General features: G+C 51.5%; 13 protein-coding genes. 4 read left to right on the top strand and 9 right to left on the bottom strand.

Annotation, left to right across the window (positions count from 1 at the left end):
• Positions 1-10: 10 nt before the first annotated feature.
• From J5069_RS17775 to J5069_RS17785, 3 genes are all read right to left on the bottom strand, one after another.
• Positions 11-1,228 carry a hypothetical protein gene (locus J5069_RS17775; RefSeq protein WP_264645127.1) on the bottom strand — a complete coding sequence of 406 codons (1,218 nt, stop codon included), beginning with the start codon at positions 1,226-1,228 and terminating at the stop codon, positions 11-13.
• Between the two features lie 935 nt (positions 1,229-2,163).
• The gene (locus tag J5069_RS17780; RefSeq protein ID WP_264645128.1) at positions 2,164-2,862 is read right to left on the bottom strand and encodes a Crp/Fnr family transcriptional regulator; all 699 of its coding nucleotides are present in this window, start codon (positions 2,860-2,862) and stop codon (positions 2,164-2,166) included.
• A 379-nt stretch (positions 2,863-3,241) separates the two neighbouring features.
• Complete coding sequence (locus tag J5069_RS17785) at positions 3,242-4,696, bottom strand: FAD-dependent oxidoreductase (RefSeq protein ID WP_264645129.1); 1,455 nt, start codon at positions 4,694-4,696, stop codon at positions 3,242-3,244.
• A gap of 501 nt (positions 4,697-5,197) precedes the next feature.
• On the opposite strand from J5069_RS17785, the gene J5069_RS17790 reads away from it, so the two are divergent.
• The 4 genes from J5069_RS17790 (at position 5,198) to J5069_RS17805 (ending at position 9,764) form a co-directional block, all read left to right on the top strand.
• Positions 5,198-5,791, top strand: a complete 594-nt coding sequence (locus J5069_RS17790) for a YiiQ family protein (protein ID WP_264645130.1) — start codon at positions 5,198-5,200, stop codon at positions 5,789-5,791.
• Between the two features lie 103 nt (positions 5,792-5,894).
• Positions 5,895-6,662 (top strand): triose-phosphate isomerase, encoded by a 768-nt coding sequence (tpiA, locus tag J5069_RS17795; protein ID WP_264645131.1) that lies wholly within the window; start codon positions 5,895-5,897, stop codon positions 6,660-6,662.
• Between the two features lie 388 nt (positions 6,663-7,050).
• Positions 7,051-8,058, top strand: coding sequence for a glutaminase A (glsA, locus tag J5069_RS17800; protein ID WP_264645132.1), 1,008 nt, complete (start codon positions 7,051-7,053; stop codon positions 8,056-8,058).
• A gap of 65 nt (positions 8,059-8,123) precedes the next feature.
• Positions 8,124-9,764 carry an MFS transporter gene (locus J5069_RS17805; RefSeq protein ID WP_264645133.1) on the top strand — a complete coding sequence of 547 codons (1,641 nt, stop codon included), beginning with the start codon at positions 8,124-8,126 and terminating at the stop codon, positions 9,762-9,764.
• A 66-nt stretch (positions 9,765-9,830) separates the two neighbouring features.
• On the opposite strand, the gene aguA is transcribed toward J5069_RS17805, so the two are convergent.
• The 6 genes from aguA to J5069_RS17835 form a co-directional block, all read right to left on the bottom strand.
• On the bottom strand, positions 9,831-10,928 hold the full coding sequence (gene aguA / locus J5069_RS17810; protein WP_264645134.1) for an agmatine deiminase: 1,098 nt from the start codon (positions 10,926-10,928) through the stop codon (positions 9,831-9,833).
• A gap of 3 nt (positions 10,929-10,931) precedes the next feature.
• Positions 10,932-11,816, bottom strand: coding sequence for an N-carbamoylputrescine amidase (gene aguB / locus J5069_RS17815; protein WP_264645135.1), 885 nt, complete (start codon positions 11,814-11,816; stop codon positions 10,932-10,934).
• Positions 11,817-11,887: 71 nt separating this feature from the next.
• Positions 11,888-12,364, bottom strand: coding sequence for a 2TM domain-containing protein (locus J5069_RS17820; protein WP_264645136.1), 477 nt, complete (start codon positions 12,362-12,364; stop codon positions 11,888-11,890).
• A gap of 196 nt (positions 12,365-12,560) precedes the next feature.
• Positions 12,561-13,523, bottom strand: coding sequence for a 6-phosphofructokinase (gene pfkA, locus J5069_RS17825; protein WP_264645137.1), 963 nt, complete (start codon positions 13,521-13,523; stop codon positions 12,561-12,563).
• Between the two features lie 187 nt (positions 13,524-13,710).
• A complete protein-coding gene (gene fieF, locus J5069_RS17830) occupies positions 13,711-14,613 on the bottom strand; it encodes a CDF family cation-efflux transporter FieF (RefSeq protein WP_264628697.1) in 903 nt (300 codons plus the stop codon).
• 42 nt (positions 14,614-14,655) lie between these two features.
• Entirely contained in the window at positions 14,656-15,843 is a 1,188-nt protein-coding gene (locus tag J5069_RS17835) for a sugar transporter (protein WP_264645138.1), read from the bottom strand.
• Between the last annotated feature and the right edge of the window lie 105 nt (positions 15,844-15,948).

Genomic DNA, 15,948 nt, shown 5'->3' on the forward strand with positions numbered 1-15,948 from the left:
AAACCGATCATCAACTGGCTACAGAAACACCGTTGATTATCAATCTCCCTATTTCATCTTTATTTTCACTTACTGAAATGCTAATAATACCAGAATTTCCAAATTGATCGAAGACAGAAATATGAGCAGGTATAGGAGAGTTATTCCATCCTTTACTACCCCATGTTTCGCCGGTATAGAAATAAGCACAATGTCTGACATGAAGCATTGCAATAGCGATACTTGAACGATCTATTGTGGTGTTAAAAACAGCATTACTAAGTGGAAGTTTTAACGTCCATTCTGTCGGCCTGTATTGCGAGTTCTTACCAAATATAGCCAATCCACCAGACGTTGAGCTCCTTACACCAAACTCGCTCATATCGATAAATACCATACTCGTATCGTACACCTGTACAGGCGCGGGTAATTTATCATCACGCGTATTGAAACCACATAAAATATCAACACCTGATTGCCCGCTCCGGGTTACTACATTATATCCAGGTACCGGCGTTCTATTACCATTAATTATTTTAAGAACAAAAGGCCAGCCCTCTTTTGAAGATATTCGTAGCGACCGGTAATAGGCTTTCCCCTTATTAAACACGGCTTCACTACCATCAGCAGGGGAATGATCTGAACTTAGGTTGACAGGCAGCTTATCCGAGAGCAAATTCATTTGCTCGAGACGGCTCCAACCATCAGATATTACTATGTTGGATGAAACACCATAATCTATAGGTTCAAGTGACGAGATGGTGATATTTTGAGGGTTTTTGAAAACGCTACCACTTCCCCCACCAGGCCCATTTAGGGTAGTAGTGCCATGTTCGGAGGTATCAAACTTACCGACCCCCGGTATGTCTATCCCCAATGAAATCAGAGTACTAGGTATTGCTTTTCCACAGCTCAGATAACAGGTCAGGAAGTTATCTCCTGGTGTCAGTGAATCTGCACTATTGGCACTCAGATAATTTACAGCGCCAACATAATCTCCAGGAGTTTTAGACAGTTGCCAATCACTTGATAACCTGGAACCATCACGGTAGTTACAGAGATAAATGGCATCGAATATTTCTTGGTCCGTCAACGGCAAAACAGTCGTGACCGATGACATAACTCTTACATGAATAGAAATAGCAACCTGATTACGGCCATTACCATAAATAACGGCACTCGTGCTGAGTGAGTCTTTAAAATCAATTTCTAGCACATTCAGTTGATAAAATTGGTCCCAGATGCTCATACCATCCTCCTGTTTAAAATGTTATAGATTTTGTACACCCCGATGAACCAGGACTACCATCTGGTTTATAAAAATACATTCTAAATTTCATCGCAGGCATATCAACTGTACATCTGTTTGTATTCTGATCAGAGCTTGAAAATGAACAGTAGAAGTTATCCGCTATTCTGAATACCCCCCTATTTGTCTCTACATTCATATACCAGTAGTCTCTATTACCAACCCCGCTTCGTTCAATCCTAATGGGAAGTCTTGGTAAAGAAACCACATCATTATTATTCGGCTCATAGTAATAAATCCACGACTCTCTGTTAGGATCGTTACCAATCCTGTGTCTAAGGTATAGACTTGTAGTGGTTGCATTAGGATTTATATATCCAATTCGGGTGTATGCATCCTGAAGTGCCATAGTAATACCTCGTGCCTATTAATATATTAGTTGACTAATAAATATCTTGATGTGTTTGCAAAAGTGTCAATTTCAAAATTGAGTGTAGAACGGTAAATTGAATTGCTCAATTCACCCTGCATGCATTAAAAATGCCCATAAAAATAGAGAGATAAACAGAAAAAAGAGTATAAACCTAAAAATCAGGAGAAATAATATGATTACTGCTACAGAATAGAGTTGAATTAGGACTATAACGAAAACCTATCAACGCATAGATAGAAGCGTTGAGATCATTTCGATTGCATTAATTTGCAATAAAGTTATTTATATAAAAACGATTTGATACCTAAGGAACTCAAATTTTACTACAGTTAACGTTATCCCTTCCCTTATAAACTTAATATTCTGAATATCAATAGACAAACTCTGGTTTAAAATTCAGAGGGCAATCATTATTGTGCAATAGCTTATAGGCTATCCTACCACCGAGGCCCTACTCAACAGCATTAATAGTGTGACCGCAGAGTATTCTTGATAAGGAAAATCATTTCCCAGGAAAATAACTGAGCCAGTCATACACATCCTCAAACAGCCGATGATGGACAACAATCGTTTTATTTTCCCGACATATCAGCCCTTCGTTTTGCCAATGTGCCAGTATTCTGGAAATGGTGACGCGAGTCACGTTGATAATCTGACCATATTCCTCATGGGTCAACGTCAGCGGCACCGCATACCAACCGGCTTTAATCTCAATCCCGCTTTCTAATAACATGCTTTTCAGTAAAATTTTGAGGCGTTGCGAGGGTTCGCAACTGGTGTTGGTGATGACCGCCTCCAGGCTGCTCTCCTGCTTGGCTACAACGTGACGGCATATTTTTATCGCCAATTCGGCATCCTGCCGCATGGCATCCAGTAAAATATCGGGCGGCACCACCAGAATATCTGCATCCCGGATCACGATAGTGGTGACATTAACATGCTGTTGGGTAATGCAAGTGATATCCCCCATAGTACGTTCTGGCAACACCAGTGAGAATGACATCGGGTTATTCTCGACATAGTTGGCATAATACATACAGAGCCCGTTAACCAAATAGAATAACCGCTGTGATTCGCCACGACTCTTGATGATGGTGCCTTTCTTATAATGCACCAGAGTGCCATGCCGTTGATATAATTCGCGAAGTTCGACAATATCTTTCGGGTATATCCAGGGCATTTGGTGGAAAATGTGTCTCATTATTATTTCCCTGTTTTGTCGAACGATATAAGCACATCAAATGGTAATTAACCGTGAAAATTCAATTGGTCAATATCGAGTAACGTTGTGCACACCAGTTTGCCGCTTCCGGTGTAGAATTACTACCGCACCAAACCACACTTTGTTAATTTCACAGTGTTAATTTACCCGCGCGTTTTTAGGTCCAAAGACAGCAGGAATAAAGGAGAGTAAATAGCGTCGTTGACATGTTGCATAACATAATCGATGAAAGGGAAATTAAAGGCATTTGTTGAAAGCAATGTTATGAAAGGATTAATCGTGATGACAACCGTCAGTTGATTCACTCAGGCTGAATCAACCCGAGTGAATCTGTAAATACATTACAGGAGGAAGGCAATTAGCTCTTTTTATCGCTGGCTTTCATGATCTGTGGCTTTTTTGCCCCCAGATCTTGCGCAATATTCTCCGCCGCAATGCGCGCCGAGTTGATGGCAAAGCCAACGGTGCTGCCCGCCATCACCAGATCGTAACTGTCACCGTACATGCCCCCGGCATCGTTGCCGATTACGTACAGGCCAGCAACCGGGACGTTTTTATCATCAACCGCCTGCAATTTTTCGTTCACCTTCACGCCGCCCAAGGTGCCGAGTGAGGTTGCTACGCTCTTCACCGCATAGAACGGCGCTTTCGCAACAGGGCGCAGATAGCGCGCATCTTTCACGAAATCTTCATCGTGGCGGACGTTGCAAAACTGGTTGTAACGCTCAATGTTGTCTTTCAGCGTTTGGTAATCCATGCCGGTTTTTTGCGCCAGCTCTTTGATGGAATTCGCACGGAACGCTTTTCCGGCAGCCTCGCCTTTGGCAAAGTGCTCTTCCAGTTTGGTGAGCTTGGTAGCAACGGGAACCATCACGCCTACGCCAACATCAATGCCGTGATCGACCATGTAGTTTTTGGTGTCCTCGTCATACAGCACAAACATGGTTCCACCCTGATTTTCCAGGGCATTGCCAGCAAAAGGCCACTGCTCAATATTGGCCTCGTTGGTGAATCGTTCGCCTTTGGTGTTTAGCCACAAATGGGGCTGTTTGGCAGAAGCCGCGTAATGGTTGGTGGTGGACTCTTTTGACGGCCCCGGACGATAGGACATATTGATAAATTCACGGCCATCTTTTGCCGCGCCTGCCGCCCAGGCCATGTTAATGCCGTCACCCACTTTTCCCGGGATACCGATCACTTCCACATCGGGGAAGCGCGTATACTCGGTCAGCATCTCTTTATTGCTGCCGAAACCACCCGTGGCAATAACCACGGTTTTGGCATTGATACGAATGGCTTCACCGGCAGAACTTTCGGCCATGAGTCCTACCACTTTTCCTTTTTCATCGGTGATGAGCTGTTTGCCTGCCGTTTTTACCAGCAGTTTCCCGCCCTTTTCGGCAAAATGCTGTTGCAGAACATCAATCACCGCGCGCCCACGGCCCTGATAAATATGCCAGGTATAATAACCGCCGGGATAATTCGAAGTCAGTTTCTCAAAATGAACGCCGAGATCTTGTAGCCAATCAATGGTATCCGCTGATTTATTAATATAATTGCGTACCAGCTTGGCATTTGGTCGCCAGTGGCTGTAATCCATGATGAGCTTAAATGCCTGATCGCGGGTAAATACATGATTATTTTCCCGCTGTATTTTACTTTCGACGGCAAATATCCCTTCCGAAAATTGTCCGGTTCCCCCGGTCTGCGGAAGTTTCTCCAAATTGATAACCTTCAGGCCCTGTTCGGTTAATGCATAGGCTGCCGCAGACCCTGATGCCCCGGCACCGACCACCACCACATCCGTGTCCATGACTTGCTCCGCATTCGCGGTCATCCCAAAGCACGAAAGAATAGCGGCAGTTAGAATTGATTTTACTCTCATTTCTCTCCCCTCAATACGTTATATTATTATGTTGAAACCGATATAATTTACACACTGGCTAACGGGTTATATATCAAGAGAAATTGCCACTTACGTATACCGTGATACATTATTGCGAATATTTTAAATACTGTTAATAACCTCTCATTTTGGTTGATAATATTTATTCACCCTACAACCACAAATAAACAACAATGCGTAATATAACGCTAACAAAGAAAAGGTATTGTATATTCTCTCATCGACGCCTTTATTCGAAAGGTGAGTACCTCTTGCTGACAGAAGGGATCGACAAGGGTGTGCCAGCACGTGCCTTTTGACAATCGCGCCCAAATCCCGCTTTAATCAGACAAGCGCCCGTTGTCAGTGCCGCCGATCCCGCTCTGGCAACGCTCTCTCTTGAAAACGTAACACTTCAATAGCGGAACTATGACTATACGACTCGTTGCCCCAGCGTTACTCCTGCTTCTACTGACGTCTGGACCGGAGGTTCACGCGCAACCCCTTATGCCGTCAAAAGACGCCACGGTGGCACCTTACCTGCTGCCCGACGCGCCAACGTTCGACCAGACTATTCCACAATTTCGCACGCGCTATAACCTCAGCAACCCCTCATTACCGATAGGTGAATTCCGCGCGGTGGATACCGGCGAGCCCGCCGGACCGCTGACGCGGGCTGCGAGCAGAATCAATGCCCAACTCTATGCCTCAACCGCCCTGGAGCGAGGCACCGGCAAAATAAAAACCATGCAGCTTACCTACCACCCTCTGGCGGGCGATCCTGAAACCGGCGCACGCCGCGCGCAGGCTATCCAGTATATGGCCGCACTGCTGCGCCATTTCATCCCCTCGCTCTCAGAGGAACAAAGCAGCAAGAAAGTCACGGAATTGCTGGATATCGGCAAACGTCAGGGCTTTTACCAACAAACGGAAGGCGCATTGCGATATGTAGTGGCAGATAATGGGGAAAAAGGGATAACATTCGCTGTTGAACCGATTAAGCTAACGCTATCTGAACCGTGATCGCGCTGGCATTGAGTGATGAAAATCCGAGCTTCTCGCGGGTTTGGTCTCTATACTGTCTGAAAAATAAAATTACTTGCTATCCCTATTCGGAGGAAAAAAGATGCGTCATCCATTAGTAATGGGTAACTGGAAGCTGAACGGCAGCACGCACATGGTTATTGAGCTGATCGCCGGTTTGCGTAAAGAACTCAGCACCGTGACTGGCTGCAACGTCGCCATCGCGCCGCCCGAGCTGTATCTGGATCAGGCAAATCATCAATTGGCCGGTGGCCGCATTGCCCTCGGCGCACAGAACGTCGATGTTAACCTGTCCGGCGCCTACACGGGCGAAACCTCTGCCACCATGCTGAAAGACATCGGTGCAAAATACATCATCATCGGCCACTCCGAACGCCGCACCTACCACAAAGAAAGCGATGCCTTCATTGCGAAAAAATTTGGCGTGTTGAAAGAAGCCGGGCTGATCCCCGTGCTGTGCATCGGTGAAACCGAAGCCGAAAACGAAGCTGGCGAAACCGAAGCCGTGGTGGCCCGTCAGTTGGATGCCGTATTGAACACCTTGGGTGCAGCGGCATTCAACGACACTGTCATCGCCTACGAACCCGTATGGGCTATTGGTACCGGCAAATCAGCGACCCCTGCTCAGGCACAAGCGGTGCACAAGTTTATCCGTGACCATATCGCCAAACAGGACAAGGCGGTCGCCGATCAGGTCATCATTCAGTACGGTGGTTCGGTCAACGCTGCCAACGCCGCTGAACTCTTCACGCAGCCGGATATCGACGGTGCACTGGTAGGTGGCGCTTCACTGAAAGCCGATGCCTTTGCCGTGATCGTAAAAGCCGCCGCAGAAGCCAAACGCGCATAATGCAGTAATACTGCCACAGCGTATCCGTGTTACGGATACGCTGTTTTATTCTCTTATCCCCGTCCCTCGCTGTACTCTTTTTCTGAAACCTTTACCCCGCCTCACGCCAGTAATTAAATACTTCGCAGTGAATTTTTCACGTTGCTAAATTAAAACTTTTATTTTTTAAAAAAAAAATCCAAATTTACAGGATTAAATATCTTAAATTACCTGATAATTATTATTTTATATAAACCCTGTCTTTTACCCTAAGGCGCATGCGTCTCAAATCAAACCGTAATCATCATGCCGCGCTGTACTACGCTCTATAGAGGGAAGAAGCATCTCAATGATGCCCCTATTAAATTGATAAGTAAGGAAAATAGCGGTTTATTACGGAGATATCACCATGCCCTTTGACGATCCCAGCAATACCTTTAGCCCCTATGTTTCGACCGGGCATCTGCCGGACCAGGACACCGTTACGCGATTGATACAAGAAGCCCACCAGCGTTTTGGGCAGAACCACGAGGGCGTCGTTTCTAAAGTTTATCCTGCACTCGAACGCGTGCCTCCCGCGCTGTACGGCATTTGTATGGTCGGTACCAACGGTGCTGTACACGCCGTGGGTGATGTGGATTATGAATTCACCATCATGAGCGTATCGAAACCCTTCGTCTTCGCGCTGGTGTGTCAGGCACTGGGTGCCCGCGTCGCGCGCGAAAAGCTGGGCGTAAACAGTACCGGTATGCCGTTCAACTCTGTCACGGCCGTTGAATTTACCGCAGACGCCCGCACCAACCCGATGGTGAACCCAGGGGCAATCGCCACCACCAGCCTGATCCCCGGCAATACCAGCGACGAAAAATGGAATTTCATTTACAGCGGGTTATGCGGTTTCGCGGGCAGAGAACTCACCCTTAACGAGGAAGTGTATCAATCCGCCTGTGAGACCAATTTCCGCAATCGCGGTATCGCCAATCTGCTTTACAGCTACGGGCGGCTCGGCTGCGATCCGGCCATTGCCGTCGATTTGTATACCCGCCAATGCTCACTGAACATCAGCGCGCGCGATCTGGCGGTGATGGGGGCGACCCTGGCCGATGGTGGTGTCAACCCCGTCACCCGCGATCGCGTGGTCAACAATGACGTGTGCCATTACGCCCTGGCCGTGATGGTCACCGCCGGGCTGTATGAGACATCCGGCGACTGGCTCTACGATATTGGCCTCCCCGGCAAGAGCGGCATTGGCGGCGGTATCGTCACGGTCTCGCCCGGTAAGGGCGGTTTAGGCACCTTTGCGCCCTTGCTTGACGGCGCGGGCAACAGCGTCAAAGGCCAATTGGCCGCACGCTTTCTCTCCCGCAGTCTGGGTATGGATATGTTCGTCTCCGAACCTTACACCGAAAAATGCTGATCATCGCTACCACACTAACGACGTAAAACTCACAAAAAGACAAGGATAATAAGGGGATAACCATTATGGTGAATCAATCAACACCGCACACAGTGACAGATGAGAAGGCGTCATGGGTACCGATGATCACCATCGCACTCGCCCAGATTCTGATGTCATTCAACGTCGCCTCGCTCCCCGTCGCGCTGGGCGGCATGGTGAACAGCTTCAATGTGCCGCCCACCACCATTGCAACGGGTATCGTTGTCTATTCGCTGTCCGTCGCCGGTTTCGTTATGTTGGGCGCAAAACTCAACCAGCGGTTTGGCCCACTGATCATATTTCGCTCCACCGTGCTGCTGTTCGGTGTCGCTCAGGTGATGATGACGTTCAGCCCGAACGCCACCATCATGATCAGTGCACAGGCCCTCAGCGGCCTGACGGCAGCAGCGTTGGTACCCGCACTGGTGGCACTGATTGCGGAGAATTATCGCGGAGCACAACAAGCCACCGCGCTCGGTACGCTGGGTTCTGCACGCGCCGGTGCGGGTGTGGCGGCATTTTTAATTGGCGGCGTGCTGGGTACCTATATCGGTTGGCGTCCGGCGTTCGGTCTGCTGATCGTCTTGTCCGCCGTCATTTTCATTCTCAGCTTTCGCATGAAAGCGGATAAGGGCCGACCGGAAGTCAGCATTGATATTATCGGCGTGGTACTGGCGGCAACCTCCATCATTCTGCTCTCTTTCGGCTTCAACAACCTCAACCGCTGGGGAATGGGTCTGGTACGGGACGCTGCACCTTTTGACCTGCTTGGCTTCTCTCCGGCCCCCTTTATGATCGTAGTGGGTATCGTACTCGGTCAGCTCTTTGTGGTCTGGACTCGACGCGTGAAAGAAAAGGGCAAAACCCCGTTGCTGGCGCTGGAAGTGATTACCTCGCCCACGGAGCGAGCTGCTGTGGTCGCCATGTTTGCGGTGGTCGCACTGGAAGCGATGCTGAATTTTTCCGTGCCCCTCTACATTCAGATTGTGCAGGGCAGCACGCCGTTGGCAACCGCCATCGCCATGATGCCATTCAACCTATCCGTATTCTTCTCCGCAACGCTTATCGTGCGCTTTTACCACAAGCTGACGCCGCAAAAGATTGGTCGTTATGGCTTTATTATTTGTACCCTTTCGCTGCTGTGGCTCGCCTTCGTGGTGCGTAACAACTGGAGCGAATTTGCGGTGCTGTTTGGGCTGGTGGCGTTCGGCATTGGTCAGGGCTCGCTGGTCACCCTGCTGTTTAACGTATTGGTGAGTGCTTCACCGAAAGAGCTGGCAGGTGACGTCGGCTCACTGCGCGGCACCACCAACAATCTGGCGAATGCGATTGGTACCGCCGTGGCCGGTGCGCTGTTGGTCGGATTGCTCAGTTCCAGCGTGATGCGCAACATTGTGCAAACCCCGGTGCTGACCCCTGAAATTCAGGCGCAGGTGAATCTGGATAATATTAACTTTATCAGCAATGACCGTCTGCTCACCGTGCTGTCGCAAACCACGGCAACGCCGGAGCAAGTGGCCGAAGCGGTGCGCGTTAATGAGGAATCACGCCTGAAGGCACTGAAGTTTGGTCTGCTGATCATGGCCTTCCTGTCCATGATGGCGATTATCCCGGCAGGCCGACTGCCCGGCTATCTGCCTGGTGAACTGCCTGCGGATAATCTGGATAAAGAACCGACCAAATAGGTCACTGTCAGATAAGAAAAAGGCTCCGGTTGTTATCGGAGCCTTTTTGCTGATAGAAAAACCGGCTTAACGAACTGACGGGATCTGCTGAGTAATGCAGTGAATGTTGCCACCACCTAACAGAATTTCGCGCGCAGGCACGCCCACAATGGCGTAATCCGGGAACATCTGTTGCAGCAGATCACGCGCCGTATTATCGGTACGCGCATCCAACAACGGGAAGATAATTTGCTGATTGCTGATCAGAAAATTCACGTAAGAACCCGCCAGACGCGAACCGGCTAAACGTTCAATCGCATCACCCGAAGCAACGCCCACCGCTTCCTCTTCCGTGGCATAAAGCGGACCCGGCGCAGGCAGCTTCCAGATCTTCAGAGCACGCCCTTGCGCATCCCGGGCTTGGGACAAGACCTGATACGCCGCGATGGAGCGCGCATACTGCGGATCGTTTTCGTCATCCGTCCAGTGCAGCGCCACTTCACCGGGACGTACAAAGCAGCACATGTTATCGATGTGACCGTCAGTTTCGTCGTTGTACACCCCCTCTTCCAACCAGATGACGGTGGAAATATTGAGGTAATCACGCATCAACTGCTCAATCTCAGCCTTGCTCAGATGAGGATTGCGGTTCGGGTTTAACAAGCATTCTGCCGTGGTCAACAGCGTGCCTTCACCGTCAACGTGAATAGAGCCGCCTTCCAGAATCAGCGGTGCCGCATAGCGAGCATCGCCGTGGTGCGCCAGCACCTGCTGCGCCACCTGTTCATCCTGTCGCCAGTCGTCGTATAACCCGCCCAGTTCACCGCCCCAGGCGTTAAATTTCCAGTCGATACCCCGGCGCTCACCGTTACCGTTTAGCACCACGGTCGGGCCGGTATCACGCATCCAGGCGTCATCGCTTTCCATCGCAACCAGCGTCACCGTTGCAGGCATCAGGCTACGCGCCTGCGCCATCTGCTGCGCTGGCACAGCCATGATCACCGACGTCTTTTGACCAATCGCCTGTGCTACCGCGGCAAACGTCTGCTGCGCAGGCAAGGCGTTATTGCGCCAGTTATCCAAGCGATAGGGCCAAATCATCCACACCGCATCATGCGGTGCCCACTCGGCGGGCATAAAAAAGCCATCCTGACGCGGCGTTGAAGTGAGAGTCGAAGGTGACATCGATTATCTCCGGGTCTTGCCGTCAGAGGTGCCGAGCGCCGTGTACATCTCCGGACGACGGTCGCGGAACAGCCCCCAACTGGCGCGTTGCGCGGCGATCGCTTCCAGATCGAAGGTGTGCAGCAGCACGGCTTCATCCGTTTTGTTCGCCTGCGCCAACAGCGCACCGGTTTGATCGGCAATGAAAGAGGAACCGTAGAAGGTCATTTCCAGCCCATCGATATATTTGCTCGCTTCAGTCCCAATACGGTTAGAGGCAATCACCGGCACCAGATTGGCGGCCGCGTGGCCCTGCTGCACCCGCGTCCAGTGCGGCTGGCTGTCGATATCCGGGTAAGCCGGTTCAGAACCGATCGCGGTAGGGTAGAAAATCAACTCTGCGCCCTGCAACGCCAGGCTGCGCGCGGTTTCCGGGAACCACTGGTCCCAGCAGATGCCCACGCCGACCTTGGCGTAACGGGTTTGCCACACCTTGAAGCCAGTGTCGCCAGGGATAAAGAACTGCTTTTCCTGATACGCCGGGCCATTGGGGATGTGGGTTTTACGGTACACATCCAGCACGCTGCCGTCGGCGTCGATCATCACCAGCGAGTTGTAGTAGGCATTATTGGCGCGCTCAAAGAAGCTGAGCGGCAATACCACCTCAAGCTCTGCCGCCAGTGCGGAGAAGTGTTTGATAAGCGGGCTGGTTTCCAGCGTTTGCGCCAAGGCATAGTGCTCAGGACTCTGATCGATACAGAAGTAAGGTGCGGCGAACAGCTCCTGAATCAGGATTATTTGAGCACCCTTGGCGTGCGCCTGTCGCACCAGTTTTTCGGCATTCTCAACATTCTTGGGCAGATCCCAGGAACACGCCATCTGCGTTGCGGCAACGGTCACTTTTGTCATGCGAAGACCTCTATTATCTCTCTATAAACGCTGGCTGTGCGCCAGCCCAACCCGTTAATGTGTACGACCTATTATGGCTTACGCAGCACCCGCTGTACACGCGCCTGCTCCCAGCGCTGCCAACGATCGCGCAGCCAGAACACCTTCACGGCATTCAGCGCCAGAAAACCGCCCCAGATCAGCAGCGGCCATAGGAACCAGTGGGAACCCGGCGATGTCATTCGGTTCACCACAAACAGCACCAGATTGACCACAACATAAACCACAAGCGAGCGCCAGAAACGACTCTCCTGCCGCACCTGACGTTTTGCTGCCTGAACGCGCAGCTCAAGCGATTCTCCGCTCAGGGTTTGCTCACTCTCTTCCGTCATCAACTCGGTAACATTCACGCCAAACGCCGCGGCAATGGCGCCGAGCGTATCCAGGCTGGCACGCTCACCATTCTCGATGCGCTGAACGGTTCTGACACTTAAAGAAGAGAGTTCCGCCAGTTGTTCCTGAGACCAGGCACGGGCAAGGCGTAATGTTTTGATCGGATTGGTATTCATGGTTGTTTTCCTCATGGCTGTTTTTTCACAGAATGAAACACAGCCTCAACCTACGCCCACCCGGCTGCCGCGAACACGACAGCGACCTGACAGCAACCTGACACGCTCCCGACAGACTGCCGCATCAAGAAAAAAAACCACCCTGCCGTCATACGGCGGGATGGCTTTGATGACTAAACACCACATGATGCTAACGTTAGAACAGCTTTCTCGCCGTTTCCAGCCAATCAAGCTTGAATGGCCGTTTCATGTTCTCAATGGCATCGATGATATCGTGATGCACCATTTTTTCATTCTGGATGCCAACACAGCGACCGCCGTAACCTTGTAGCAGCAGTTCAATGGCGTACGCGCCCATACGCGACGCCAGAATACGGTCATAGGCGACCGGAGAACCGCCGCGCTGAATGTGGCCCAGCACCGTTGAGCGCGTTTCACGCCCGGTTTCTCTTTCAATATAGCGCGCCAGTTCGTCGATATCGCAGATGTGTTCAGTGATGGCGACGATGGCGTGTTTTTTCCCTTTGGCGATGCCCGCTTTGATTTCACACACCAGATCGTCAGGTTTAAACGCTTCTTCCGGCAATACGATAAACTCACAGCCCCCGGCAATTGCCGCAGCCAGCGTCAGGTCGCCGCAGTGGCGTCCCATCACTTCCACGATGGAAATACGTTGGTGAGAAGAAGAGGTATCGCGCAAGCGGTCGATGGCTTCCAGAACGGTTTCCAGCGCGGTGAAATACCCAATGGTGTAGTCGGTGCCCGCCACATCGTTATCGATGGTGCCCGGCAGACCGATACACGGGAAGCCCATTTCAGTCAGGCGTTTGGCACCCATATAGGAACCGTCACCGCCGATCACCACCAGCGCATCAAGACCACGGTTTTTCATGTTCTGAACCGCGACTTCACGCACATGATCGTCGCGAAACTCGGGGAAGCGCGCCGACCCTAAAAAGGTGCCGCCGCGATTGATAACATCAGACACGCTGTAGCGGTCCAACTGCTCCATGCGATCCTGGTACAAGCCCTGATAGCCATCATAGATACCGTAGACTTCCAAACCTTCCGTCAGCGCCGCGCGTACTACGCCGCGAATCGCCGCATTCATGCCTGGCGCATCGCCACCGCTCGTCAATACTCCGATTTTCTTGATCATGACAACCTCTGGACTTGTAGATGTAGTTTTGCAGGATGTTTCTATCTGACGGATCGCCTTGGCGAATCGTCGCTCACCTTTTTAAGCATATTATAACAAATGTCCTGAGCTGAATTGATTCAGGTCAGGCAAAATAATGCCGCACAATCCATTTTCTATCACATTTCTCAAACAAATACAGGCTGGATCACACCTCAATCCGTCCGCGCTGTTCTTCAGGCACGGCCGAGGAAGGGTCTTGATGAATCAAAATATCGGCACCGGGAAAGCGCTCACGCAGCGCCCGTTCCAGAGCGTCCGCAACCTCATGTGCGCGAACCAGCGGCAGCGTGTCATCCATCTCCAGATGCAGTTGAATAAAACGGGTCGGCCCTGAGCGGCGGGTGCGCAGTTGATGTGCGCCATGAATGCCCGGCCAGCCGCGAATCAGCGCAACAATGGCCTGCTGCTCCTCTTCTGGCAACGCGCGATCCAGCAACGATTGCACCGCGTCATAGCCGATGCGCAGCGCGCTGTAGAGAATATAAACCCCGATCCCCAACGCAAACAGGGCATCGGCGTAGGTGATGCCGCGCCAGCTTAAAACCAGCGCCACCAGAATGGCACCGTTCATAAATACATCGGACTGGTAGTGCAACGAATCGGCGCGTATCGCCTGACTCTGCGTCTTGCGTACTACCCAACGTTGAAAAGCCACCAGCAGCAGCGTTGACACCAGAGCAATCACCGTGATGACAATCCCCACCTCTGGGGCGTACAGCGGTTGCGGCGCACTCAGCCGTTGGAACCCGGTTAGAATCAGGAACAACGCGGAACCGGCAATGAACATGCTCTGCGCAATGGCGGCCAGAGACTCTGCTTTGCCATGACCGAAAGCATGCTCATCGTCAGCGGGTTGAAGGGCATAACGTACGGCCAGCAGGTTCACCAGCGACGCGCTGATATCCACCAGTGAATCCACCAACGAGGCCAGTAAACTGACCGAGCCGGTGTACCACCAGGCGAAGACTTTAATGATAAATAACAACAGCGCCACGGTTGTCGCAACCACTGCGGCGCGCGTTACCAAACGCGCATACTGCGAATCCATCACGCACCTCGCCTCAACAAAGCATCTTATCCGATCATGACATTACTTCATTACAGCATGGCTAAACACCAGCGCATAGCGCCGAAAAATGAACAGGCACCACAGCAGCGCAACGCCGCCCAGCGCAGCCCCGACGACACCAATCTCGTTCATGCCAACATGCGTAATGATCTGATTACCCAGCAGCGCACCGCCGCCGATACCCACATTATAGATGCCAGAGAACAGTGCCATGGCAACATCCGTGGCATCCGAGGCCAGCGCCAGGACTTTTACCTGCATGCCGAGGCTCAGCGCCATGATGACGATGCCCCACAGCACGCAGACGATGGACAATCCCAATGGGTTTTTTGCCATCGGCAGCAACAGCGCCATGCACAACGGCAACGCCGCGATGCTGGCCACCAGAAATCCCGCTGGATAGCGGTTGCTGTAGCGACTGAAAAGCATGCTGCCAATGATACCGGCACCGCCAAAAATCAGCAGCAGTACGGTGGTGAAGTTTTCGCTTAATCCGGCAACCCGCTGCACGAAAGGTTCGATATAGCTGTAAGCGGTAAAATGGGCCGTCACCACCAGCACCGTCAGCGCATAAATGCACAGCAGCGCCGGACGTTTGAGCAACAATGGCAGACTTTTCAGCGAGCCAGAGTGACTGCTGGGCAATGGCGGCAACAGCTTCATCAACACCAGCAGAATCGCGAAGGCCACCACGCCAATGCCGCTAAAGGTGACACGCCACCCCATGTATTGCCCGATCAGACGACCGAGCGGCAGGCCCAGCACCATTGCCAGCGCAGTGCCGGTTGCCAGCAGGCTCAGCGCCTGCGCTTTCTTGCCCGGAGGTGCCAGACGCACCGCCAACGAGGCCGTGATCGACCAGAAGATGGCATGCGCCAGCGCCACGCCGATACGCGCCGCCACCAGCACCGAGAAATTCCAGGCCAGACCGGAAATAATGTTACACACGGCAAACAGGATAAATACCTTGATCAGCAATCCCCGCCGTTCCATATCGCTGCACACCAGCATAAAAGGCAACGACATGGTGCCCACAACCCAGGCATAAATCGTGATAATCAACCCGACCTGTGCGGCGCTCATCGAAAAACTGACGGCAATATCGGACAACAAGGCAACGGGCGTAAATTCAGCGGTATTAAAAATAAAGGCCGCCATAGCGAGGCTGATAACACGAAACCATGCTATCGAACGGGATGAAAGGGTCATGGGCTGCACACTACCAAGTATCAACAACGTAGAAAGAAAATCGGCAGCGCGTCGCGCCAACCAAAATCTGCAAAGCAGATCACATTTTACGCTGAATCGTGGCGG

Source organism: Candidatus Symbiopectobacterium sp. NZEC127 (assembly GCF_025962675.1).
In the GTDB taxonomy this organism is placed as follows: domain Bacteria; phylum Pseudomonadota; class Gammaproteobacteria; order Enterobacterales; family Enterobacteriaceae; genus Symbiopectobacterium.